This is a genomic window from Kitasatospora sp. NPDC058184 (assembly GCF_042883725.1).
Classification (GTDB): domain Bacteria; phylum Actinomycetota; class Actinomycetes; order Streptomycetales; family Streptomycetaceae; genus Kitasatospora.
Genome location: NZ_JBHVVE010000001.1, coordinates 20552 through 45565, shown reverse-complemented (window position 1 = coordinate 45565; position 25014 = coordinate 20552). Strand labels below are relative to the sequence as shown.

17 protein-coding genes are annotated in these 25014 nt (G+C 71.1%); 12 read left to right on the top strand and 5 right to left on the bottom strand.

Annotated elements, in window-relative coordinates; all coding sequences use genetic code 11:
* Positions 1-159 precede the first annotated feature (159 nt).
* Positions 160-2478 (top strand): M9 family metallopeptidase, encoded by a 2319-nt coding sequence (locus ACFVXH_RS00185; RefSeq protein WP_387819232.1) that lies wholly within the window; start codon positions 160-162, stop codon positions 2476-2478.
* Positions 2479-2769: 291 nt separating this feature from the next.
* Entirely contained in the window at positions 2770-5076 is a 2307-nt protein-coding gene (locus tag ACFVXH_RS00180) for a collagenase (RefSeq protein WP_387819230.1), read from the top strand.
* Positions 5077-5162: 86 nt separating this feature from the next.
* Here ACFVXH_RS00180 and ACFVXH_RS00175 read toward each other — a convergent pair whose 3' ends face one another.
* On the bottom strand, positions 5163-5924 hold the full coding sequence (locus ACFVXH_RS00175; RefSeq protein WP_380739782.1) for a PP2C family protein-serine/threonine phosphatase: 762 nt from the start codon (positions 5922-5924) through the stop codon (positions 5163-5165).
* A gap of 166 nt (positions 5925-6090) precedes the next feature.
* Between ACFVXH_RS00175 and ACFVXH_RS00170 the strand changes: the two genes are divergently transcribed.
* The 6 genes from ACFVXH_RS00170 (at position 6091) to ACFVXH_RS00145 (ending at position 13375) form a co-directional block, all read left to right on the top strand.
* Positions 6091-7197 carry an LLM class flavin-dependent oxidoreductase gene (locus tag ACFVXH_RS00170; RefSeq protein ID WP_074002597.1) on the top strand — a complete coding sequence of 369 codons (1107 nt, stop codon included), beginning with the start codon at positions 6091-6093 and terminating at the stop codon, positions 7195-7197.
* Positions 7194-7817 carry an FMN reductase gene (locus ACFVXH_RS00165; protein ID WP_074002300.1) on the top strand — a complete coding sequence of 208 codons (624 nt, stop codon included), beginning with the start codon at positions 7194-7196 and terminating at the stop codon, positions 7815-7817. The genes ACFVXH_RS00170 and ACFVXH_RS00165 overlap by 4 nt, the downstream gene beginning before the upstream one ends.
* Before the next feature lie 241 nt (positions 7818-8058).
* The gene (gene aspT, locus ACFVXH_RS00160) at positions 8059-9732 is read left to right on the top strand and encodes an aspartate-alanine antiporter (protein WP_387819227.1); all 1674 of its coding nucleotides are present in this window, start codon (positions 8059-8061) and stop codon (positions 9730-9732) included.
* Between the two features lie 132 nt (positions 9733-9864).
* Positions 9865-11520 carry a bifunctional aspartate transaminase/aspartate 4-decarboxylase gene (locus ACFVXH_RS00155; RefSeq protein WP_387819225.1) on the top strand — a complete coding sequence of 552 codons (1656 nt, stop codon included), beginning with the start codon at positions 9865-9867 and terminating at the stop codon, positions 11518-11520.
* 32 nt (positions 11521-11552) lie between these two features.
* Positions 11553-12563: a Dyp-type peroxidase gene (locus tag ACFVXH_RS00150; protein WP_387819223.1), complete on the top strand. Its 1011-nt coding sequence runs from the start codon at positions 11553-11555 to the stop codon at positions 12561-12563.
* Positions 12564-12577: 14 nt separating this feature from the next.
* Entirely contained in the window at positions 12578-13375 is a 798-nt protein-coding gene (locus tag ACFVXH_RS00145; protein WP_387819221.1) for a family 1 encapsulin nanocompartment shell protein, read from the top strand.
* A gap of 176 nt (positions 13376-13551) precedes the next feature.
* Here the strand turns inward: ACFVXH_RS00145 and ACFVXH_RS00140 are convergent, their stop codons facing one another.
* Entirely contained in the window at positions 13552-16617 is a 3066-nt protein-coding gene (locus ACFVXH_RS00140; RefSeq protein WP_387819219.1) for a BTAD domain-containing putative transcriptional regulator, read from the bottom strand.
* A gap of 213 nt (positions 16618-16830) precedes the next feature.
* Between ACFVXH_RS00140 and ACFVXH_RS00135 the strand changes: the two genes are divergently transcribed.
* Positions 16831-19005, top strand: coding sequence for an ATP-binding protein (locus ACFVXH_RS00135; RefSeq protein ID WP_387819217.1), 2175 nt, complete (start codon positions 16831-16833; stop codon positions 19003-19005).
* On the opposite strand, the gene ACFVXH_RS00130 is transcribed toward ACFVXH_RS00135, so the two are convergent.
* The gene (locus ACFVXH_RS00130; protein ID WP_387819215.1) at positions 18971-19495 is read right to left on the bottom strand and encodes a hypothetical protein; all 525 of its coding nucleotides are present in this window, start codon (positions 19493-19495) and stop codon (positions 18971-18973) included. The genes ACFVXH_RS00135 and ACFVXH_RS00130 overlap by 35 nt on opposite strands.
* 110 nt (positions 19496-19605) lie before the next feature.
* A complete protein-coding gene (locus ACFVXH_RS00125; protein WP_241852862.1) occupies positions 19606-20874 on the bottom strand; it encodes a hypothetical protein in 1269 nt (422 codons plus the stop codon).
* A gap of 369 nt (positions 20875-21243) precedes the next feature.
* Here ACFVXH_RS00125 and ACFVXH_RS00120 point away from each other — a divergent pair, with 369 nt between their 5' ends.
* Both ACFVXH_RS00120 and ACFVXH_RS00115 read left to right on the top strand, forming a co-directional pair.
* Complete coding sequence (locus ACFVXH_RS00120; RefSeq protein WP_117487224.1) at positions 21244-22029, top strand: electron transfer flavoprotein subunit beta/FixA family protein; 786 nt, start codon at positions 21244-21246, stop codon at positions 22027-22029.
* Between the two features lie 46 nt (positions 22030-22075).
* Positions 22076-23038, top strand: a complete 963-nt coding sequence (locus ACFVXH_RS00115) for an electron transfer flavoprotein subunit alpha/FixB family protein (protein WP_387819212.1) — start codon at positions 22076-22078, stop codon at positions 23036-23038.
* Positions 23039-23178: 140 nt separating this feature from the next.
* On the opposite strand, the gene ACFVXH_RS00110 is transcribed toward ACFVXH_RS00115, so the two are convergent.
* The gene (locus ACFVXH_RS00110) at positions 23179-23616 is read right to left on the bottom strand and encodes a hypothetical protein (RefSeq protein WP_074002309.1); all 438 of its coding nucleotides are present in this window, start codon (positions 23614-23616) and stop codon (positions 23179-23181) included.
* Between the two features lie 195 nt (positions 23617-23811).
* Here ACFVXH_RS00110 and ACFVXH_RS00105 point away from each other — a divergent pair, with 195 nt between their 5' ends.
* Positions 23812-24963, top strand: a complete 1152-nt coding sequence (locus tag ACFVXH_RS00105; RefSeq protein ID WP_117487221.1) for an acyl-CoA dehydrogenase family protein — start codon at positions 23812-23814, stop codon at positions 24961-24963.
* Positions 24964-25014: the final 51 nt, after the last annotated feature.

Below are 25014 nucleotides of genomic sequence, written 5' to 3'. Positions count from 1 at the left end.
ATATTACATGGCACATCCCCACTGTTTCCACGACGGACCCGCCCCACGGGTCCCGTCGCGGACGGTCCTCGCTCCCCCGTAGGCCGCGCCCCAAATCGCGGCCGATGACGGCCCGGAGGCCCCCACGTGAATGGCCAACGCTTACTGCGAGTCCCGCGGTTGGCACGACTGTTGACGCTCGTCCTGTCCCTGTTCCTGGCGGTCGGCCTGTTCGCCCCGCTCAGCCAGGCCGCCCCCGCCGGCCCCACCCCCGGCGGAACCACCCCCGGCGGCACCCCCGCCGGTACGCCCGCCGGCACGGCGCCCGCCCACCTGGCGCCGCCGCCCGCGATCGGCGAGAGCCGCGCCGACACCACCCCGGCGAAGCCGGACGGCCGCAAGCGCCTCAGCCCCGAGGACCTGGTGCCCCAGTCGCCGACGGCCCCGCTCACCGGCCTGCCGACGGCCGGGCAGTCGCAGGCCAAGGCCTTCGGCCTGGACGCGGCCGCCGCCCGGCCCTGCAACGTCGGCGACTTCACCAGCCGGACCGGCAGCGCGCTGGTCCAGCAGATCAAGTCCGTCGACCTCCAGTGCGTCAACTCGCTGTTCAAGATCGGCCGCGGCGACGCCGCCAACGCCTTCCGCGAGTCGCAGATGGTCACCGTGGCGAACGCGGTGCGCGACGCCGCCAACGGCTACCAGGGCAACGACAGCGGCTCGATCGCGGAGCTGATGCTCTACCTGCAGGCCGGCTACTTCACGCAGTTCTACAACCCCGACGTGGTGGGCCCCTACGGCAGCGGCCTGAAGGACGCCTCCCGCGCCGCGCTGGACGCGTTCTTCGCCAACCCCCGTTCGCGGGACGTCACCGCGGACAACGCGAGCCCGCTGGCCCGGGCGGCCACGCTGATCGACAGCATCAAGGACAGCGCCCGCTACCTGCCCGTCGTCAAGCGCCTGCTGTCCGACTACGACAGCGCCACCTGGAACCCGAACGGCATGGTCTACGCGGTGACCCCGGCGCTCACCGCGCTGTTCGCCGGCCACTGGGAGGCCGACTTCCTCCCCGCCGTCAAGGCCGACCCGAGCGTGCTGGACGCCCTGTTCACCTTCATCTCCCGCAACCAGGGCCTGCACGGCGGCACCTACGGGCGGACGGTCTACGAGGCGACCAACGAGCTGACCCGCTTCATGCAGTACCCGGACCTGCTGCCCCGGCTGCGCCCCTACGCGCGGGCCCTGGCCCAGCAGTCCGCCCCGACCGGCCCCACGATGTACCAGCGCGGCTCGGTGACGCTCGCGGTGAACTGGTGGGACAAGGGCAACTGCTCGTACTACGGCACCTGTGACGACCCGGCGAAGTTCAAGGCCGCCAACCTGACGGTGAAGCACAGCTGCAGCCCGAGCATCGTCATCCTGGCCCAGGCGCTGGACGCCGCCCAGCTGAACACCGCCTGCACCAGCCTGAACGGCCAGGACGCGTTCTTCCACGCGGTGGCCAAGGACAACGGCCCGGTGAAGGACGACAACAACAAGACGATCGAGGTCGTGGCCTTCCACTCCTCGCTCGACTACCAGGTGCTCGCCGCGGTCATCTACGACATCAACACCAACAACGGCGGCATGTACCTGGAGGGCGACCCGGCGGCGGTCGGCAACCAGCCGCGCTTCCTCTGCTACGAGGCCGAGTGGGCCCGCCCGTCCTTCGAGATCTGGAACCTCAACCACGAGTACACCCACTACCTCGACGGCCGGTTCAACGTGTACGGCGACTACGACGCCGGCCAGGTCCAGCCGATCGACTGGTGGGTCGAGGGCTTCGCGGAGTACGTCTCCTACTCGTACCGCAAGGTCGTCAACGACGGTGCCATCGCGGTCGCTTCGCAGCACGCCTACCGGCTGAGCGAGCTGTTCGACACCGTCTACGCCACCAGCAGCCAGGACCGGGTCTACCGCTGGGGCTACCTCGCCGTGCGCTACATGCTGGAGCAGCACCGCTCGGACCTGGACGCGGTCCTCGCCAAGTACCGCGCCGGTGACTGGAACGGCGCCCGCGCCATCCTGAAGACCACCATCGGCACCCGCTACGACGCCGACTTCGACAGCTGGCTGACCAAGTGCGCCGCCGGCGCCTGCGCCACCGACACGCCGGGCCAGCCGCAGCTGCCGGAGTGCGCGGGCAACGACGTCCGGCTGCTGGCGGCCAACTGCGTGCGCGGCAACGTCGCGGCGACCACCGGCAACTACGCGCACTTCTACCTCCTGGTGCCGGCCGGCACCAAGCAGATCAAGGTCACCAGCAAGGGCGGCACCGGCAACGGCGACCTCTACTACAACCCGACGAGCTGGGCCTACACCAACGCGTACGTCACGCGCTCGGCGGGTCCGGACAACGCGGAGACGCTGACCGTCACCAACCCGCCGGTCGGTGGCTACGTCTTCTTCAGCCTCTACGCCCAGCAGGGCTTCAGCGGGGTGAGTGTCACGAGCGAGATGTGAGCCGACCCCGGCTGACCCCAGACAGGTGACCGCCCCGGGCGGAGCGCTACGGCGCCCCGTCCGGGGCGGGTCTGTTGACGGACCGCCACCACGATCCCTCCGTGAATTCCCCGCAAACTGCGCACAACGCCCCGGGTTCCCAAGGCCATGTGAGATGTGCCATGGTACATGTCACACCCCCCACCGTGCCCGACGGAACCGCTCCCCACGCGGCGCCGTCACCAACGGTCCTCGACACCCCCCACCGGCCGCGCCCCAAATCGCGGCCGACGACGGCCCGGAGGCCCCCACGTGAGTCCTTCACGTCTGCTGCGACTCCCGCAGCTGGCACGATTGCTGACGCTCGTCCTGTCCCTGTTCCTGGCGGTCGGCCTGTTCGCCCCGCAGTCCCAGGCCGCCCCCGCCACCCCCACCCCCGGCGGCTCGCCCGCGCCCGTCCCCACCGGGCCGGCCCCGCAGCCCGCCACCGGCGCAGCCGAACGAGCCGACAGCGGGCAGCAGTTGGCCTCGGTCGACCAGCGCGCCCCGCTCTCGGTCGACACCCGGCCGGCCGAGGTCCGGCCGACCGCCAAGGCCCTCAGCCTCGGCGCGGCGGCCGAACAGGCCTGTACCGTCGGCGACTTCAGCGGCCGGACCGGCAGCGACCTGGTCCAGCACATCAAGAGCGCGGACATCAACTGCATCAACAGCCTGTTCCAGCTCACCGGCGGCGACGCGCGCGGCGCGTTCCGCGAGGAGCAGATGAACACGGTGGCCTACGCGCTGCGCGACGCTTCGGCCAACTACCCCGGTGACAACAGCACTTCGGTCGAGCAGCTGGTGCTCTACCTGCGCGCCGGCTACTTCGTGCAGTGGTACCACAAGGAGGACGTCGGCGAGTACGGCGCCGGCCTCAAGACCGCGATCCAGTCCGGGCTGGACGCCTTCTTCAACAGCGCCCACTCGCGCGACGTCGCCTCGGGCAACGCGCCCATCCTGGGCGAGGCCGTCACCCTGATCGACAGCGCGCAGGAGAACGTCCGCTTCCTGCCGGTGGTCAAGCGGCTGCTCGGCGACTACAAGGCCGACACCTGGAACCCGGCCGGCATGGCCTGGGCGGTCAACCCGGTGTTCACCGTGCTGTTCCGCGGCCACCAGGTGCCCGGCTTCGACGCGGCCGTCGAGGCGGACCCGAGCGTGCTGGACGCGCTGTCCGACTTCGCGACCCGCAACAACGCCCTGCTCGGCGACAGCTTCGGCGTGCTGGTCTACAACGCGACCAAGGAGCTGACCCGCTTCCTGAAGGACACCGCCCTCCAGGCCAAGGTCCGTCCGCTGGCCAAGACGCTGGTCGAGAAGTCGGAGCCGAAGGGCCGCACCGTCTTCCAGTGGGCCGCGGTCGCGGAGGCGGTCGACTACTACGACCAGGGCAACTGCTCCTTCTACGGCACCTGTGACAAGTCCGCCCAGCTCAAGGCCGGCGTGCTGACCGTGAAGCACACCTGCAGCCCGAGCATCACGCTGCTCGCCCAGGCGCTGGACGCCACCCAGCTGAACACCGCCTGCACCAGCCTCAACGGCCAGGACGAGTACTTCCACTCGGTGGCCAAGGACAGCGGCCCGGTCAAGGACGACAACAACAAGACGATCGAGGTCGTGGCCTTCCACTCCTCGCTCGACTACCAGGTGCTCGCCGCCGCGATCTACGGCATCGACACCAACAACGGCGGCATGTACCTGGAGGGCGACCCGACCAAGGCCGACAACCAGCCGCGCTTCCTCTGCTACGAGGCCGAGTGGGCCCGTCCGTCCTTCGAGATCTGGAACCTCAACCACGAGTACACCCACTACCTCGACGGCCGGTTCGACATGTACGGCGACTTCGAGGCCGGCATGAAGACCCCGACCGTCTGGTGGGTCGAGGGCTTCGCGGAGTACGTCTCCTACTCGTACCGCAAGGTGAACAACGACGGCGCCATCGCGGCGGCCGCCCGCCACACCTACAAGCTGAGCGACCTCTTCGACACCGGCTACGGCGACCAGGACCGGGTCTACCGCTGGGGCTACCTGGCCGTGCGCTACATGCTGGAGCAGCACCGCTCCGACCTGGACGCGGTCCTCGCCAAGTACCGCACCGGTGACTGGGACGGTGCCCGCACCATCCTGAAGACCACCATCGGCACCCGCTATGACGCCGACTTCGACAGCTGGCTGACCAAGTGCGCGTCCGGCGGCTGCGCCACCGACGGCAGCGGCAACCCGCCCACCACGCCGGGCACCCCGCTGCCCGAGTGCACCGGCACCGACACCCGGCTGCTGGCGGCCAACTGCACCCGCAGCAACGTCGCGGCCACCACGGGCAACTACGCGCACTTCTACCTCCTGGTGCCGGCCGGCACCAAGCAGGTGAAGATCACCACCAGCGGCGGCACCGGCAACGGCGACCTCTACTACAACCCGACGAGCTGGGCCTACACCGACACGAACACCGCGCGGTCGACCGGCCCGGACAACTCCGAGACGCTGACCGTCACGGACCCGCCGGCCGGCGGCTACATCTTCTTCAGTCTCTACGCCCAGCAGGGCTTCAGCGGGGTGAGCGTCACGAGCGAAATGTGAGCCGAGTACGGCGAACGGACAGGTGACCGCCCCGGGCGGAGCGCTACGGCGCCCCGCCCGGGGCGGGTCCGTTCCGTACGGGCGCCCTACGCGCCGACCCGCACCAGCGCCAGGGTGATGTTGTCCGGCCCGCCGGCCTCGATCGCCGCCTTCCACAGCTCGAACGCCGCCCTGCCGTCCGAGCGGTCCGCCCCCTCGAACGACCGCTCCAGCAGCCCGGCCAGCTCCTCCTCGGGCACCGGGTCGGTCAGGCCGTCGCTGCACACCAGGTACCGGTCCCCGGCGGCCAGCGGCACGGCCCGGACGTGCGGCTCGACGAAGGTGAGTCCGAGCGAGCCGCCCAGGGTCTGGGTGACCACCGAGGTGGTGCGCCGTCCGGGCGGCAGCGGCGGGCTGTCGTCCACGCTCACCCGGCGCAGCCCGTCCCCGGTGATCCGGTAGACCCGGCTGTCGCCGACGTTGAAGGCCAGCGCCCACTCGGGCAGCAGCACCAGCCCGGCGACGGTGGTGCCCATCGCGGCGAGCTCCGGCTCCTCGGCGGCGGCCGCGTAGACGGCCCGGTTGCAGGCCAGGAGCTCCTCGCGGACGGCCTCCTCGCCGTCCAGCGCGCCCCCGTCGGCGGCGAGCCGGCGGGCGACCAGGGCACTGGCCACCTCGCCGCCGGGGTGGCCGCCCAGGCCGTCGGCGACCGCGATCACGCAGGGTGGGCCGAGCGGGAAGAGCAGGGTCTGCGGGTTGGTGGTCACGGTGGCGCAGAGCGTCCACGGCCCGACCGTGAGGCTGTCCTCGTTGTGCTCCCGCACCAGGCCCTCGTGGCTCAGCGCGCTCACCGCGATGTACGGGCCCATCGTCCGCCGCCCTTCCGGAGCCTTTCCTGGCCGCCCGCGCCGTCCCTTGCCCACCCGCGCCTTCCATTGTCGTCGCAGGGAACGGGAGGCGACGAGGGGGAATAACGGGCCCCATCCGGATGCTAAGGTGGTTGAAAGTTGGACTACCTGGGATGTGGTGATCAGCATGCAGTTCGGAATCTTCTCCGTCGGCGACGTGACGACCGACCCGACCACCGGCCGCACCCCGACCGAACACGAGCGGATCAAGGCGATGGTCGCCATCGCCCGCAAGGCCGAGGAGGTCGGCCTGGACGTCTTCGCGACCGGCGAGCACCACAACCCGCCGTTCGTCCCGTCCTCGCCGACGACCATGCTCGGCTACATCGCCGCGCAGACCGACCGCATCATCCTCTCCACCTCGACCACGCTGATCACCACCAACGACCCGGTGAAGATCGCCGAGGACTTCGCGATGCTCCAGCACCTGGCCGAGGGCCGGGTGGACGTCATGATGGGCCGCGGCAACACCGGCCCGGTCTACCCCTGGTTCGGCCAGGACATCCGCCAGGGCATCCCGCTCGCGATCGAGAACTACGCGCTGCTGCACCAGCTGTGGCGCGAGGAGGTCGTCGACTGGCAGGGCCGCTTCCGCACCCCGCTCCAGGGCTTCACCTCCACCCCGCGCCCGCTGGACGACGTCCCGCCGTTCGTCTGGCACGGCTCGATCCGCAGCCCCGAGATCGCCGAGCAGGCCGCCTACTACGGTGACGGCTTCTTCGCGAACAACATCTTCTGGCCCAAGGAGCACTTCAAGAAGCTGATCAACCTCTACCGCGAGCGCTTCGCCCACTACGGCCACGGCACGCCCGAGCAGGCGGTCGTCGGCCTCGGCGGACAGGCGTTCATGCGGAAGAACTCCCAGGACGCGGTGCGCGAGTTCCGTCCGTACTTCGACAACGCGCCGGTGTACGGGCACGGGCCCTCGCTGGAGGAGTTCACCGAGCAGACCCCGCTGACCGTGGGCAGCCCGCAGGAGGTCATCGAGAAGACCCTGACCTTCCGCGAGTCCTTCGGCGACTACCAGCGCCAGCTGTTCCTGATGGACCACGCCGGCCTGCCGCTGAAGACGGTGCTGGAGCAGCTGGACCTGCTCGGCGAGGAGGTCGTGCCGGTGCTGCGCGAGGAGTTCGCCAAGGGCCGCCCGGCTGGGGTGCCGGACGGGCCGACCCACGCCGCGCTGGTCGCGGCCAAGGACGAGAAGGACGAGAACACCGTGGAGGTGGCCAAGTGACCGCGTTCAAGCTGGTGGTGGTGAGTGCCGGGCTGAGCAAGCCGTCCTCGACCCGGCTGCTGGCCGACCGGCTCGCCGACTCGACGGTGCGCCGACTCGCCCTGGAGGGGCGGGAGGCGGAGGTCACCGTGGTCGAACTGCGGGACCTGGCGGTGGAGATCGCCAACAACCTCGTCACCGGCTTCCCCGGCGCCGGGCTGCGCGCGGCGATCGAGGCGGTCACGGAGGCGGACGCCCTGATCGCGGTGACGCCGATCTTCACGGCCTCGTACAGCGGCCTGTTCAAGTCCTTCTTCGACGTGGTCGACAACGACGCGCTCACCGGCAAGCCGGTGCTGATCGCCGCCACCGGCGGCACGCCCCGGCACTCGCTCGCCCTGGAGCACGCCGTTCGCCCGCTGTTCAGCTACCTGCGCGCGGTGGTGCTGCCGACGGCCGTCTACGCGGCCACCGACGACTGGGGTGCGGCGGGGGACGGGCTCACCGACGGCCTGCCGCGCCGGATCGACCGGGCGGCCGGCGAGCTGGCGGCCCTGCTGGCCGGGCGGGCCCCGGCGGCGCCGGCGCTGCCCGACCAGGTGGTGCCGTTCGCCGAGCAGCTGGCGGCCCTGCGGGTCTGAGCCGGCCTCGGCCCCCGGTCCGAACGGCCCCGTCGGGACAGCCTCCCGGCGCGTCCGCTCGGCGCGTCCGCTCGGCGGGCCCGTCCGGTGAGCCCGTCCGGCGGGGTCGTCCGCCGATGCCGTTCGGATGCGCGTCGGCCGTGCCGGATTGTCCGCTTTGCGGTGTAATCATTCCCATGATCAGATTAGTGCTGGTCCGTCCCCCGTTCGGCGTCCCCGCACCGCGGCGGGGGCGGCTGCCGTGAGCCTGCTGCGGGAGAACCCCGTCCTCGCGCTGTTCGTCTGCCTGGCGCTCGGCTACCTGCTCGGCAAACTGCGCGTCGGGCCGATCCAACTCGGCGGAATCTGCGGCACGTTGATCGTCGCCATGCTGATCGGCAGCCGGCACGTCAGCGTCAACGCCGATGTCAAGAACGTCGCCTTCGCCCTGTTCATCTTCTCGCTCGGCTACATCGCGGGCCCCCAGTTCTTCGCCAACCTCAACGCCAAGGGCCTGCGCTTCGCGGTGCTCTGCATCATGGAGGCAGTGCTGGTCGTCGGAATGGCCTACGGCATCGGCAAGGCCTTCGACCTGGACGTCGGCACCGCGGCCGGCATCCTGGCCGGGGCGGCCACCGAGTCGGCCGTGGTCGGCACCGCCCAGGAGGCGATCGCCAACCTCTCCGGCATCAGCGCCGACCAGTCCGCCCAGCTGCAGAACCACGTGGCCGCCGCCTACTCGGTCTGCTACCTCTTCGGACTGGTCTCCATCGTGCTGCTGACCAGCCAGATCTTCCCGCTGGTCATGCGGATCAAGCTGCCCGAAGCCTCCCGGGAACTGTGGGAGGGGCTGCGCGGCGGCAAGGGCGCGCCGGCCGCCGACGAGCAGCCCGCACTGCCCCCGCTGGTCGGCCGTACCTACCTGGTCTCCCAGGGCGAGGGCTCGGCCATCGCCCGGGTCGAGGAGGTCCAGCCCGGCCTGGTCACCGTCGAGGGCGTCCGGCGGGACGGCCGCACCCTCCACCCCGACCGGGACTTCCGGCTGCGCCGCGGCGACCTCGTGCTGCTGGTCGGCCGCCGCGAGGCGGTCATCGACACCGGCCACGAACTGGGCCCGGAGACCTCCGGCGTGCCCGGCCTGGACAGCCCGCTGGTGGTCCGCGACATCGTCCTCACCAACCGGGACTTCGTCGGCCGGACGGCGGGGGAGCTGGCCGAGGAGCAGCCGTCCACGACCTCCGGGATCTACCTGACCGACATCCAGCGGGTCGACCAGCACCTGCCCGCGATCGCCGACACCGAGCTGCACCGCGGCGACACCGTGACCGTCACCGGCGCCCGTTCGGCCGTCGACCGGTTCGCCGCCAAGGCCGGCGTCGGCATCCGCAAGGACGCCATCGACTACATCTACATCAGCCTCGGCATCTGCGTCGGCGTGCTGATCGGCCTGGTCACCGTGCACGCCGGGAACGCCGCGCTCTCGCTCGGCACCGGCGGCGGCTGCCTGGTCTCCGGTCTGGTCTTCGGCTGGCTCAGGGCCCAGCGGCCCACCTTCGGGGCCTATCCGCCGGTCGCCGCGCAGACCGCCAAGGACCTCGGGCTCTCCGTCTTCATCGCGGTCACCGGCCTGGCCGCGGGCCCGGACGCGGCGGCGCTGCTCAAGGACCACCCGGTGCTGCTGCCGCTGTCCGGCATCCTCATGGTCACCGTCCCGGCCGTGCTCTCGCTGTTCGTCGGCCGCAAGCTGCTGAGGATCGAGCCGCCGATCCTGGTCGGCGCCATCGCCGGCCAGCAGTGCAGCACCCCGGCGATCACCGCCGTCACCAACGTCGCGCAGAGCAGCATCCCGATGCTGGGCTACACGATCACCTACACCATCTCCAACTTCCTGCTCCCGCTCACCGGACCGATCCTGGTCGGCATGCTGGGGAGCTGACATGACGGACCGTCACATCATCGCGTCGAGCACCGGCGCCGCCGCCGTGCGGCGAGGAGGGCCGTCCGGGGCGCCGCCGCCGTCGCCCTGCCGGGCCGAACGCCCGTCTTCCCGAGGAGAGTCGAGAACGCCATGACGAAGCCCACGACCGGCCGCGAGGAGATCCGCCGACTGGCCCGGCTCAGCCCCTTCGAGCTCAAGGCCGAGTTCGTCCGGCTCGCCGAGGCCTACCAGCGCGACGAGCCCGGGCAGAAGGGCAAGTCCACCGCCCACATGCTCAACGCCGGTCGCGGCAACCCGAACTGGGTCTGCACCGGCCCCCGCGAGGCCTGCCTCGCGCTCGGCCACTTCGCGCTGGCGGAGAGCCGCCGGGTCTGGACCGCCGACGACCTCGGCGGCATGCCGGAGCGGTCCGGCATCGCCGGCCGCTTCGACGCCTTCGTCCGCGGCCACCCCGGGCTTCCCGGCATCGAGCTGCTCCGGCGCAGCGTCGAACTCGCCGTCGACCGCTTCGGGTTCGAGCGCGAGGCCTTCCTCCACGAGCTCGCCGACGCGAGCATCGGCGACAACTACCCCGTCCCCGACCGGATGCTGGTGCACGCCGAGCGGATCGTCCGCGGCTACCTCCAGGAGGAGCTGATGGACCGGCGGCCCCCGTCGCCGCAGCAGCCCGAGCTGTTCGCCACCGAGGGCGGCACCGCCGCGATGTGCTACGTCTTCGACTCGCTGACGAAGAACGGCCTGCTGCACAAGGGCGACCGGATCGCCCTGATGGTGCCGGTGTTCACCCCGTACATCGAGATCCCCGAACTGGACACCTACGGCTTCGAGGTGGTCCGGATCCAGGCCGACAAGCTGGTCGAGACCGGGGTGCGGGAGTGGCGCTACCCGGCGGACGAGGTCGCCAAGCTGGCCGACCCCGGGATCAGGCTGGTCTGCCTGGTCAACCCGAGCAACCCGCCCTCCCTGGCGCTGTCCCGGCAGGTCACCGACCAGATCAAGCAGATCGTGGCCACCACCAACCCCGACCTGATGATCGTCACCGACGACGTGTACGGCACCTTCGTGGACGGCTTCCGTACCCTGGCCGCCGAACTGCCCCGCAACACCCTGCTCGTCTACTCGTACTCCAAGCACTACGGCGCCACCGGCCACCGCCTCGGGGTGATCGGCCTGGACCGGGACAACGTGATCGACGACCTGATCGCCACCCTCCCCGCGGAGTGGAAGGAGCGCCTCGCGCGGCGGTACGGCACGCTGAGCCTGGAACCCGGGAAGCTCCGCTTCATCGACCGGCTGGTCGCCGACTCCCGGCAGGTCGCGCTCAACCACACCGCCGGCCTCAGCCTGCCGCAGCAGGCCCAGATGGTGCTCTTCTCGCTGTTCGCGCTGCTGCCCGAGGGCAAGGCGTACAAGGCGCGGGTGCAGGGCATCGTCCGCCGGCGGCTCGACCTGCTGATGGAGGGCTCCGGAATGAAGATCGCGGACGACCCCGGGCGGGCCGGCTACTACGTCGAGCTCGACCTGCTGGCCGAGGCCGAACGGGTCGCGGGCAAGGACTTCGCGACCTTCCTGGAGAAGAACTACGAGCCCACCGAACCGCTGTTCCGGCTCGCCGAGCAGACCGGCGTGGTGCTGCTCAACGGCGGCGGCTTCGACGGGCCCGAATGGTCCGTCCGGGTCTCGCTGGCGAACCTCGACGACCTCGACTACCTGAAGATCGGGCACCACCTCAAGCAGATCTTCGCGGACTACCGCGCCGAGTGGGACGCCTCCCGGGCGTCCTGAGAAAAGCCACGACGACGAGGAGATCCACCACCATGCAGGCCGAATCGCAAGCCGTCCTCTCCCCGCTGACCAGCGCGGCCGTCTTCCTGGTCCTCACCGTCGAACCCGGCCGCGAGGCCGCCGTCCGCGACCTGCTGCCCGAACTCGCCGGACTGCGCCGCGCGGTCGGCTTCCGGGCCCCCGAGGGCGGCCTCACCTGCGTCACCGGCATCGGCTCCGAGCTCTGGGACCGCCTCTTCACCGGCCCCCGCCCGGCCTCCCTGCACCCCTTCCAGGAGGTCGCCGGCCCCCGCCACCGCGCCCCGGCCACCCCCGGCGACCTGCTGCTGCACCTGCGGGCGGAGCGGATGGACCTCTGCTTCGAACTGGCCGCGCAGCTCACCGGCCGGCTCGCCGGGGCCGCCACCGTCGTCGACTCCGTCCAGGGCTTCAAGTACTTCGAGGACCGCGACCTGCTCGGCTTCGTCGACGGCACCGAGAACCCGGAGGGCCGGGCCGCCGAACGCGCGGCCCTGGTCGGCGCCGAGGACCCGGGGTTCACCGGCGGCAGCTACGTCCTCGTCCAGCGGTACGTGCACGCCATGGACAAGTGGAACGCGCTGAGCGTCGAGCAACAGGAGGGGGCGGTCGGCCGCACCAAACTCGACGACATCGAACTGTCCGACGACGCCAAACCCGCCGACTCGCACGTGGCACTCACCGTCATCACCGGCCCGGACGGCGAGGAGCGGAAGATCGTCCGCTTCAACATGCCGTACGGCACCTTCGGCTCCGCGGACCGCGGCGGCGAGTCCGGCACCTACTTCATCGGCTACGCGGCCGACCCCGGGGTGACCGAGCAGATGCTGCGCAACATGGTCGTCGGCAACCCGCCCGGCACCACCGACCGGCTGCTCGACTTCTCCACCGCCGTCACCGGCGGGCTGTTCTTCGTCCCGACCGCCGACTTCCTCGACTCCCCGTCCCCGGCGCCCTCGGCGGCCCCCGCCTCCCGCTCCGGGGACGGCTCGCTCGGCATCGGCAGCCTCAAGCAGACCCCCTGAACAGGACCCCGCCCATGGACAACCTCCACCGCGACCTCGCCCCGATCTCCGCCGCCGCCTGGGAGGAGATCGAGGAGGAGGCCCGCCAGACCTTCAAGCTCCACATCGCCGGCCGCCGCGTCGTCGACCTCAACGGCCCCGAGGGCGCCACCCTCGCCGCCGTCGGCACCGGCCACCTGACCGCCATCGACCCCCCGACGGACGGCATCCAGGCCCGCGCCCGCACCGCCCAGCCGGTGGTCGAGCTACGCGTCCCCTTCACCGTCCGCCGCGACGCCGTGGACGACGTCGAACGCGGCTCCCGGGACTCCGACTGGCAACCCGTGAAGGACGCGGGCCGCAAGCTCGCCCTGGCCGAGGACCGCGCCGTCTTCGAGGGCTACCGCGCGGCCTCCATCGACGGCATCCGCGCCGCCTCCACCAACCCGCCGGTCCAACTTCCCGAGGACGTCCGCGAATACCCGGAGGCCGTCAGCCGCGGCCTCACCGCCCTCCGCCTGGCCGGCGTCGGCGGCCCCTACTCACTCCTGCTCGGCGCCGCTGCCTTCACCGCCGTCAACGAGACCAGCGATAGCGGCTATCCGGTCCACAACCACCTCACCCGCCTCCTGGACGGCGAGATCATCTGGGCCCCGGCCATCGAAGGCGCCTACCTGCTCTCCACCCGAGGCGGCGACTTCGAACTCCACCTCGGCCAGGACGCCTCCGTGGGCTACCTCTCCCACGATGCCGAAACGATTCAGCTCTACCTTCAGGAGACGCTGACGTTCCGCGTGTACACGGGAGAGGCGGCCGTCGTCCTACGCGGCTAGCACCAGAGAGGCATGGAAGCAGCGAACAGGAATATGTGCATGAGCATGTTCATGGAACGTAGTGACTTTCTGCCTCAGTTGCGGTCGGCATGATCACCGATGTGGGCAGATCCTAGACAGAAAGTGTCCCGAACGTCGAGCTGGCGATCTGGAAGAGAACAGAGTTCCGGTAGTGATTATATGACAAGCTTGGCGAGCGCCGAGCGGGCCAGCGCGGCTTCGTCGGCGATATTCACCTGCTCGGCCAGGCGTACGGCTACGGTCAGATGTGCGGCGGCGGCGGTCGTATTCCCGAGTGCGGCCTCGCAGTGGCCCAGGCCGCGCAGAGCCCCGGCCTCCTCCCGGGCCGCGCCGATGGATCTGGCCAACTGCAGGGCGGCCGCGTGCTGGTCGCGTGCCTGGTCGTGCCGACCCGCTGCCGACAGGGTCTTGCCGAGGCCGTTGAGACCGTCGGCTTCGTAACGGACGCTGCCGACCTCGCGGAAGGTTGTCAAAGCCGACCGGTAAAGCGAAAGGGCATGTTCGAGCTCATCGGGGATCGTGAGTGTCGCCGCCAGGTTTGTGCGTACGACGGACAGCTCCAGTTGTGGCATGAGGCCGTCCCCGATCTCCAGAATGTGTTCGAATGTTTCGCGTGCCATGGAACTCCGCCCGGCTCCGAGGTGGAGTTCTCCGAGATTGTTGAGTATTCGAAACTCAAGAACTCTGTCGTTGAATTTTCTGGCGAATGGAAGGGCGCTTTCATAGTCGGCGAATGCCGATTTCGAATCTCCGGTCGAGCGATGCAGGATGCCGATGTTGGCGAGGCAGCGGGCGGCATTCCACTGGTCGTCCTGCTCCAGTCGAATGGCGAGCACCTCCTTTTGGAGGGCCAGGGCTTCGTGAAGCCGGCTCTGATGCCACCGCAGCTGTCCGAGGAGATTGAGGGCGTTCGCCGCCGCGTCCAGGTCGCCTTCCGTGCGGGCGAGAGCGAGGCCGCGTTCGAGGGCCTCGGCGGCGGGCTCGTAGTGGGACGCGTGGGCGAGGGTCGCGCCCAGGTCGATCAGCGCCCACGCCTCCTGTCGGTCGTTCGTCTGCGACCGCCAGTGGGTCGCGGCCGCTCGGTGCATGTCCTGTGCCTCGCTCCAGTAGGCCTCGGCGTTCAGGTGGCCGGCCAGGACGTGGGCGAGCCAGGCTCCGGCTTCCGCGAGGCCGCTGACGTGAGCGTATGCCGTCAGGGTGATCAGGCCGGCGTGCTCGACCTCAAGCCAAGTGCGTGCCGATTCCGGTGAGTTCATGGCGATGTCGCCCAATGTATCTGAAAGAGGGCCGAGTTGGTGATCGTCTGGTAGGTGTGATCTCGATCTGTGCGGGTAGAGCAGATGGTCCGCACGGTCGGCGGCGTGCAGGGAGAAACGGAGCAGGCGGCGGTCGGCCGATTCGCGCTGTTTCCGATCGACGCCCAGCGCCATTGCGAACTCCCGCAATAGATCATGGAGTTGGTACCGCTCAGGTGCGATCTCCTGGATCAGGTGGCAGTTCAACAATGCCTCCAGAACCTCATCAGTCTCATCGACACTCCGCCCGAGCAGGGCCGCTGCCGCATGGACGCCGAAATCCGGTCCGGGGTAGAGGCCGAGCAGCCGGAATGCCGACCGCTGGCTGGCGGAAAGGTACTGGTAGGAGACCTCGAAGACCCGGGCGATGCTGGAGGTGCCGCTGCGGATCTCGGCGAGCCTGCCGTTCTTCCGGGAGAGGCGCCGGGCGAAGTGGGCGAGGGTCCAGGACGGGCGGCCCTTGAAGCGGCTGGCGGCGATCTCGATGGCGAGGGGCAGGTGGCCGCAGCGCTCGACGATCTCGATGATGCTCTGCGGGTCCGTCGAGCGCTCGGGGCCGACCACGTTGGTGAACAGGGCCACGGCGTCGTCCACTGTCAGCACGTCCAGGAACACCGGCCGAGCGTCCGGGAGCTCCGTCAGCCGCTGGCGACTGGTGACGAGTACCAGGGCGGACGGGGCGGGCGGCAGCAGCGGGCGGACCTGAGCGGCGTTCGAGGCGTCGTCGAGGATGACGACGGCGCGGCGCGAGGACAGCGCCTCGGCGCACAGCGCGAAGACCTCGTCGGCGTCGAGCGGAATGGTGCTGGCGGGTACTCCCAGGCGTCTGAGCAGCAGGGCGCCTGCGGCCTCCGGGGTGAGCGGCGGCTGGTTGCCGACGTGGGCGCGCAGGTTGAGGTAGACGTAGCCGTCCGGGAAGTGCTCGCGCATCAGGTCGGCGGCGTGCAGGGCGAGGGTGGTCTTGCCGACCCCGGGCATGCCGAGGATCGCCGAGACGGTGACGACGCCGCCGCGGGCGAGCCGGGTGTCAGGGCCGGGCAGGACGCGGCGGAGGTCGTCCTCCCGGCCGATCAGCCGGTGCCGCCCGGGGATGTCGGCGGGCGGTACGGCCTGGGGGGCGGGGGTCAGTACGGTCTCGTTCCGTACCGGCGGCCCGGGGAGCGGGTCGCCGTGCAGGATGAGCTGGTGGAGGCGGGTGAGCGGTTCGCCGGGCTCGGTGGCGAAGTGGGCGCGGAGCAGACGGGCGACGGCGGGGTAGACGGCCAGCGCGTCGGTCTGTCGGCCGACGGCGTAGAGCGCGGTCATCAGGTGGCCGGCGAGGCGTTCGTCGGTGGGGCGGTGCTCGCGCAGGGCGGTGAGTTCGGGGATCAGTTCGGCGAAGTGGCCGATGCGCAGGTCGATCTCGATCCGGCGCAGCGTGGTGGTGAAGTGCTGGTCGGCCATGGCGGCGCGGGTGTTCTGGGCCCAGGTGCCGGGCAGGCCGGCCAGGGGTTCGCCGCACCACAGGTTGGTGGCGCGGCTGAGCACGGTTCTGGCCTGGTGGTCCTGTCCGTTCTCGGCGAGTAGTCCGGCTTGGTCGGAGAGGTCCAGATATCGGTGCCAGTCAATCAGCAGTGGGTCCGCCCGCAGAATGTACGTGTGCGATTGGGTGTCGATCGTGGGCACGTCCCCGGTGGCATTCGCCCCCGAGGCCTGCGCCGCCCGCCGCAGTAGTGCGCGCAGGTGGGAGACGTGGCTGTAGAGGCTGGTCAGTGCGCTGGGCGGAGGTTCCTCGCCCCACAGTCGGTATGCGAGCGAGTCGTGGGAGAGCGGCCTTCCGACCTCCAGGGCCAGGGCGGCCAGCAGTTGCCGTCGCTTGTCGGACGGAATCGCCAATGGCTCTCCGTTCACCGACAGTTCAACTGAACCGAGGAGATGAACCTTCATCGTGACGTCCCCCGCCGGTTGGCTACCAGCTTGCTGTGTCGCGGGTGAGCATCGCATGCGTCCGGGGCAACCGGCTATACCACTGTGGGGTTCCGGGGCCGTACTTTTGGGAATAATCTCGACTTGACGATACGTCATGTGATAGCGCCGCACCGATAATTCGTCCGAGGCTGGGGGGCCAGTGACAGGATCGACCGTGCTCGGCGGGTGCCCGTGAACGACGTCAACCTGCCGTACGGAGTGGTACGGAACTCGCTGGCCGGTGCCGCGACGGTCTCCGGCCCGGTGGTGCAGGCCGGCGCGATCCACGGCGGGTTGCACCTGCACGGGTCGTCGGCGTTGCCGACGCCGCGGCAACTCCCGCCCTGCCCTCGCAGGTTGGTGGGGCGGGAAGCCGATCTGGAGGCGCTGGACGATTCCTTGGCCGCCGAGGCGGCGTCGGCCGACGTCACCGTGGTGGTGACCGGTCCGGCCGGGGTCGGGAAGACGGCGCTGGCCGCGCAGTGGCTTCGCGGCCTGGCCGGCCGTTTCCCGGACGGCCAGCTCTACGCGGACCTGCGCGGTTACGCACCCGGAGGCCCCGCCGACCCCGCCGAGGCCTTGGGCGGCTTCCTGCGGGCCTTCGGGGTCTCCCCGGTGCCCGGGAGCATGGCGGAGGGTGCCGCGCTCTGGCGCTCGCTGGCGGCGGGGCGCCGGATCGCGGTGCTGTTGGACAACGCCTCGACGGCCGCCCAGGTGCGGCCGCTGCTGCCCGGTTCGGACCACACGGTGGTCGTGGTGACCAGCCGCCGCCGGCTCACCGGGCTCGGTATCGACGGCGCGGTGTTCCGGTCCCTGGGCCCGCTCGCCACGGAGGCCTCCGCCGAGATCCTTGCCGAGCGGGTGGGCAGGAGCCGGGTGGTGGACGAGAGCGATGCCGCCGCCGAGGTGGTGGACGCCTGTGGCGGGCTGCCGTTGGCGATCTGCCTGGCGGCCGCGCGGATCGCGGCCCGCCCGGTGCAGTCGCTCGCCGCGACGGCCGAGATCCTGGGGCGCGGCGCCGACCGCCTCGGGGCGTTGCACGCGGACGGCGAGGCGGTGCGGGACCTGCTGGACGCCTCCTACGACGTGCTGCAGCCGGACGCGGCCCGGTTGTACGGACTGCTCGGACTGCTGCCGTTCGCCGAGTTCACCGTGGAGGCGGCCGCCGTGGTGGCGGACGTGGACCGGGTGGCGGCGGACCGGCTGGTGGACGAACTGATGGACGTCCACCTGCTGGAGGAGGTGCTGCCCGGCCGGTTCCGCTTCCACGACCTGGTCCGGCTGCACGCCCAAGGGCACGGAGCCGGACTTCGAGACGCCCAGGTCGGCCGCGCCGCCACCGACAGGATCGTCGACTGGTACCTCGCCTCGACGACCGCCGCCGAGGCGGTCGTCTCCCCGAGCCACCGCACGCTGCCGCGCGAGTACCGGACCCTGCCGGTGCACCCGGCCCGGGAGTTCGCCGACGACACGCAGGCGCTCGGCTGGCTCGACGAGGAGCGCGACCGTCTCGCCGACCTGCTGCGCTGGGCGCCCGGCTGCGGCCGGAACGCCGCCACCTGGCAACTCGCCGACGCCATGTGGCCGTTGTTCCTCCGGCTGCGTCCGGCCCGGCTCTGGGTCGAGGCCCACCGGATCGGCCTGCGTGCGGCCCGGGCGGACGGCGACCGCCGTGGCGAGCTGCGCATGCTCACCTCCGGCGGGAACGGTCTGCGGAACGCCGGCGAGGCGGCCGAGGCGGCTCGTTGGTTCAATGAAGCACTCGACCTCGCAGGGGAGTTGGCGCAGCCGCTGGCACAGGCCGACGCGCTGTACGGGCTCAGCCAGACTCACCGGATGACCGGGCGTCTGGACGAGGCCGCCGACTGTCTGCGCGAGGTGGTCCGGATCCGGGAGGCCCAGGACTACCTGCGGGGCTCGGCCCTGGCCCGGCTGGCGCACGGGGAGGTGCTGTTGCTCGCGGACCGGGCGGCGGAGGCCGTCACCTCCATCGAGCGGGCGCACCGCGAGTTGGCCTCGATCGGGGACGACTACGAGGCGGCCCGGGCGATCGCCTTCCTCGGGGTGGCCCATACGACGCTGGGCGGGTACGACCGTGCCGACCGCTGCCTCCAGGAGGCGCTGGCCGGCTTCCGGGCCCGACTGTCGGGGCATTGGGAGGCCCGGACGCTGGAGTTCGCCGGAGAACTGGAGGAGCGGCGCGGCAGCCCCGCCGCCGCGCGCGCCCGGTTCGAGGAGTCGCTGGCCCGCTACCGGGAACTCGCCGCGACGGCGGAGGCGGCCAGACTGGCCGACCGCCTCGCCGCCTACGACACGGACTCCGGCCCCCCGGCTACACCCGGCCGCCCGGCCGGTCCACGGCCCTGAAACAGGACCGCGGGAACACGGGGGAATGCCACCCGAGCACGTCGACCCGGGCCAGTTCGGCCAGCCGGCGGCCGAGCGTGAGCCAGGCGTGGGCCATCGAGCCGACGGCCAGCGGCGGGACAGGTTCGCCGGCCGCCCGGGCCGGCTGCAGGACCAGCGGCGCCCCGTCCCGGGCCAGGAGCAGCAGTGCTCCGGCGCGGTGCTCGGCGGTGGCCAGCGCACAGCCCGGGTAGGTGGCCAGGACCGCCCTGAGCCGGGCGAGGACGCCGTCTGTCGTCAGCCGTCCGGCGTGCAGCACGTCCGCCTGGTGGCGCCAGCGTGCCGCCGAAGTCCGGGTGAGGTCGAGCGCGAGGTGCTCGTCCACGTATCCGGGACCGGCCGCTGCGGGCCCGGCTCCGGCGGGCAGCTCCGCCGCCAGCAGCCCGTGCACGGTGCCGACGGCCGAACTCACCTGTGCCTCGAACAGCACCGCGGTCCGTCGGACGTCCATCGGCCCGGCCTCCGGAGCGGCCCCGGTCTCCGCCCGAGCGGGCCGTTCCACCCCGGTGGGCCCGGTCGCCCCCGCGACCGACGCCAGCCGCACCCTGTGCACCGCCGCGCTCATCCGTCCCGCCGCGACCCGGCCGCCGCGATCGCGTCCAGCGGGTCGGGCAGGTGCAGCGGCTCCGGGCCCGGGACGTGGGCGGGCTGGCCCAGCCTGAGGACGCGGTACAGCAACCGACGGGCGTTGCGGTCGAAGCGGCCGGGCTCGGAACTGATCCGGGCGGCGATGGCGGCGTACTCCTCCGGGCGGTACTGCTCGGCGGCGTAGCCGAGCTGGTCGACGAGGGGGTGTCCGGGGGCGAGTGCCGGAGCGGTGGCGGCCAGCTGGGCGGCCGGCGACCGCGGGTTGACGTGGCGGTGGGGGTACTCGGCGAGCAGGACGGGAGCGCCGGTCATCGCTCCGTACAGGGTGACCGAGCCGTGGTCCCCGATGATGAAGTCGGCGGCGACGAGCAGCGGCCGCCAGTCCGTCTCGGGCGGGATGACCGTGACGGCCCCGCGTGCGGTGGCCCTCGCCCAGGAGTGCACGGCGTAGGAGCCGTGCGCGGCGGCGATGTTGGGGTGCGTCAGCAGGACGGTCCGGTAGCCGTGCTGGGGCAACTCGGAGGTCAGCCGGGGCAGCACGGCGTCGAGCCGGGTGAAGAGCGAGCCGTTGCCCCACGTGGAGGAGACCAGCACCAGCTTCTCCTCCGGCCGCAGTCCCAGCGCCGCCCGGTAGCGCTCCCGGTGCGGCACCGCGGCGGCGATCCGGTCGTAGCAGGGGTCGCCCACCACTTCGGCGATCGGGACGGCCTCCGGGCAGGTGCGCCGGAGTTCGAGCAGTTCCTCCTCGTGGGCGAGCGCGAAGGAGGCGGGGACGAGCCGCCCCTCCCAGCACAGGTAGTCCGGGCCGAGGCCGATGGCCGCCCGCTCGCCGTCCGGCGTGCTGCGCCGGGACAGTTTGATGTTGCCGGCGCCGTGAGGCAGCCGGACGACCGGGCCGTGCAACTGCTCCATCCCCTGGGAGCCGGCGGCCAGGATCAGGTCGAACTCCTGCCGGACGGCCTGCTCCCACGGCAGGACCGTGCCGCCCAGTGCCCGGAGGACCTCCGTGGCGCCCCTGTTGAACACGTGCGGTGCCACCGTGAACTGCACGTGGACCCGCAGGTCCGAGGCGAGCAGCGAGTAGAAGTCGTGGAGCCGTTTCGCGTACACCATGGTCTGGGCGACCACCAGCACCTCCTTGCGGTCCTGCAGCGTCTCCCACGGCCCGTTGTTGCTCCAGGCCGTGCTGCCGCGCTTCCCGCGGGGTGGCGTGGTGTCCTGTTCCCCGTGTACCAAGGTCATCCTTCTCCCCCTCCTTGATCCCAGGTCCGGCCCTCGACGGGCCTCGTGGCCGATGGTCCCCGGACGCCCTGGCGGAATCCATGAGGGGATCTGGCGGGTGCTTGCGGAAACCTTGTGTCCGCTTTCCGCGCCCGTTCGTCCGGCCCCGGGAGCGGGAAGGGTACTGAGTTCCTTTACGAGGGGTACTGAGTGCCGTATTCTCTCCGTGGAGCCTCTGACGCCAGTCGACGGGAGTCGACACGGTCTGCCGGTCCAGGTGGCGCTTGCGGTGCGCGGGTCGTGCCCGGGCCGGACTTGGCACTCAGTACCCTCGGCATGCCTGAGGCCATGGATCAGTGCACCCGTGCACCCGTGACAGGAGAACCGCTCATGAGCTTGAGGATCGTCGTCTGTGTGAAGCACGTCCCGGACGCGACGGGTGACCGTCGTTTCGCGGACGACCACACCACCGACCGGGAGGGTGTGGACGGCCTCCTGTCGGAGCTGGACGAGTACGGCGTGGAGCAGGCGCTGCGGATCGCGGAGGCGAACGAGGGCGCCGAGGTGACGGTGCTGACGGTGGGGCCGGACGACGCGAAGGACGCGCTGCGCAAGGCGCTGTCGATGGGTGCGGACAAGGCCGTGCACGTGAACGACGAGGACATCCACGGTACGGATGTGGTCGGGACGTCGGCGGTGCTGGCGAAGGCGCTGGAGAAGGCCGGGTTCGACCTGGTGATCGGTGGCATGGCGTCGACGGACGGTTCGATGGGTGTGCTGCCGGCGCTGCTGGCGGAGCGGCTGGGTGTGCCGCAGGTGACGCTGCTGTCGGAGGTGTCGGTCGAGGGCGGCGTGGTGAAGGGCCGTCGGGACGGTGACGCGGCGACGGAGCTGGTGGAGGCGGCGCTGCCGGCGGTGGTCTCGGTGACGGACCAGTCGGGTGAGGCCCGGTACCCGTCGTTCAAGGGGATCATGGCGGCGAAGAAGAAGCCGGTGCAGTCGTGGGACCTGGACGACCTGGGCATCGAGGCGGACGAGGTCGGTCTGGCGGGTTCGTGGACGGCGGTGGAGTCGGTGGCGGCGCGTCCGGCGCGGACCGCGGGCACGGTCGTCAAGGACGAGGGCGAGGGCGGCAAGTCGCTCGCGACCTTCCTCGCCGACCAGAAGTTCATCTGAGCCGCCCCCACCCCCCGACCCAGCGAATACACGGAGACATTGAGCAATGGCTGAGATTCTCGTCCTGGTGGACCACGCCGACGGCGCGGTGCGCAAGCCGGCCCTGGAGCTGCTGACCCTGGCCCGCCGTATCGGTGAGCCGTCCGCCGTCGTCCTGGGCGCCGGTGCGGCCGCGGCCGGCATCGCGGCGAAGGCCGGCGAGTACGGCGCGGCGAAGGTGTACGTCGCCGACGGCGCGGAGTTCGCCGACCAGCTGGTCGTCCCGAAGGTGGACGCGCTGGCCCAGATCGCCAAGGCGAACGACGTCGCCGCGGTGCTGGTGACGTCCTCCGGCGAGGGCAAGGAGGTGGCCGCGCGCGTCGCGCTGCGGATCGGCTCCGGCATCATCACCGACGCCGTCGACCTGCGCGCCGGCGACGAGGGCCCGATCGCCACCCAGTCGGTGTTCGCGGCCTCGTACACCGTCGACTCCCGGGTGAGCAACGGCGCGCCGGTCATCACCGTCAAGCCGAACGCCGTCGCCCCGGAGGCCGCCCCGGCGGCCGGCGCGGTCGAGGACGTCGCCGTGGCGTTCACCGGCAACGCCGCCAAGGTCGTCTCGCGCACCCCGCGGGTGTCCTCCGGCCGCCCCGAGCTGACCGAGGCCGCGATCGTGGTCTCCGGTGGCCGTGGCGTCGGTGCCGCCGAGGGCTTCGGCGTGGTCGAGGAGCTCGCGGACGCGCTGGGCGCGGCCGTCGGCGCCTCGCGTGCCGCCGTGGACGCCGGCTGGTACCCGCACAGCAGCCAGGTCGGCCAGACCGGCAAGCAGGTCTCCCCGCAGCTGTACGTGGCCAACGGCATCTCGGGCGCCATCCAGCACCGGGCCGGCATGCAGACCTCGAAGACCATCGTGGCCGTCAACAAGGACCCCGAGGCCCCGATCTTCGAGCTCGCCGACTACGGCGTGGTCGGCGACCTCTTCGAGGTGCTGCCGCAGCTCACCGCCGAGGTGAAGGCCCGCAAGGCCTGAGCCCGGTCCGCCTGACAGTGAGGGCGTGGCACCGAGTACCACTCGGTGCCACGCCCTCCGTCGTCTCCCGGCGGCGCCTTCGCGCGCCGCCCGTCCCGGTCACGCCTCCGTCCGGGCCGTGATCTTCTCCGCGTCGCCGGTCACTCCGCGACGAAGGCCGCGAGGTGCTGGGTGAAGCCGCCCTGGGTGGGCGGCAGCGGGCGCGGCTCGGTGTCCTGCACCGGCGGCGGCTCCTCGACCGGCAGCAGCCGCAGCTCCGGCTGGTCGGAGTCGGGGGAGGAGAGCAGCCGCACCCGGGTGCCGACCGGGACGGTGCTGCGCATCCCGTCCACGATGCACCAGACGTCGAAGCCCTCCGCCATGCGGATCAGCGACTTCTGACGGACCAGCGGCGTCCGGGCCTGTTCGACCGCGCAGCGCCGCACCACGCCGGTGCCCTCGCTGGGCTCCAGCCGCAGCTCGGTGGAGCCGCAGGTGGGGCAGAGCAGCCGTTGGAAGGTGGGGTTGTTGCACCACGCGCAGCGCTGGAAGTACAGCGTCGTGCTGCGGGTGTCGGCATCGATGGCTGAGTGGACCACGCTGTCATCTCCCTGCGCTCGGACCGGCTTCGTGCGGTGGAACCGTGGCGGAACCGCGGCGGGTGTACGCCAGAAGTTCGGCACGAAAAGGATAGGGAACTCAGTGCCGTCAAGGGAAGGCACTGAGTTCCCTTTTTGCCGCGCGCATGCATAATGAAGGGTACTGAGTACCGTCGTGAAACAGGAGTGGCGATCATGAGCCAGGACTTCGATCTCTTCCGGATCTCCGAGGAGCACGGGATGCTCCGTGAGGCGGTGCGTTCGCTGGCCGAGGCGAAGATCGCTCCGTTCGCGGCGGAGGTGGACGAGCAGGGGCGGTTCCCGCAGGAGGCGTTGGACGCGTTGCGGGGGAACGACCTGCACGCGGTGCACGTGCCGGAGGAGTACGGCGGTGCGGGGGCGGACGCGCTGGCGACGGTGATCGTGATCGAGGAGGTGGCGCGGGTGTGCGCGTCGTCCTCGTTGATCCCGGCGGTGAACAAGCTGGGGTCGCTGCCGGTGCAGCTGTCGGGTTCGGAGGAGTTGAAGGCGAGGTACCTGGGGGCGCTGGCGCGGGGCGAGGGGATGTTCTCGTACTGCCTGTCGGAGCCGGAGGCGGGTTCGGACGCGGCGGGGATGAAGACCCGGGCGGTGCGGGACGGGGACTTCTGGGTGCTGAACGGTGTGAAGCGCTGGATCACCAACGCGGGGGTGTCCGAGTTCTACACGGTGATGGCGGTGACGGATCCGGAGAAGCGGTCGAAGGGCATCTCGGCGTTCGTGGTGGAGAAGGGCGACGAGGGGGTGTCCTTCGGTGCGCCGGAGAAGAAGCTGGGCATCAAGGGGTCGCCGACGCGTGAGGTGTACTTCGACAACGTGCGGATCCCGGCGGACCGGATGATCGGTGCGGAGGGGACGGGTTTCGCGACGGCGATGAGGACCCTGGACCACACCCGGGTGACGATCGCGGCGCAGGCGATCGGGATCGCGCAGGGTGCGCTGGACTACGCGAACGGGTATGTGCGGGAGCGCCGGCAGTTCGGGAAGGCGATCGCGGAGTTCCAGGGTGTGCAGTTCATGCTGGCGGACATGGCGATGAAGCTGGAGGCGGCGCGGCAGTTGACGTACGCGGCGGCGGCGAAGTCGCAGCGGGGGGACGCGGATCTGACGTTCTTCGGTGCGGCGGCGAAGTGCTTCGCGTCGGACGCGGCGATGGAGATCACGACGGACGCGGTGCAGTTGCTGGGCGGGTACGGGTACACGCGGGACTACCCGGTGGAGCGGATGATGCGGGACGCGAAGATCACGCAGATCTACGAGGGGACCAACCAGGTCCAGCGGATCGTGATGGCCCGCAACCTCCCGTAACGCGCACGCACAGGCACCGACGGCCGGTCCCGGGAGCGGCCCGGCCGTCGG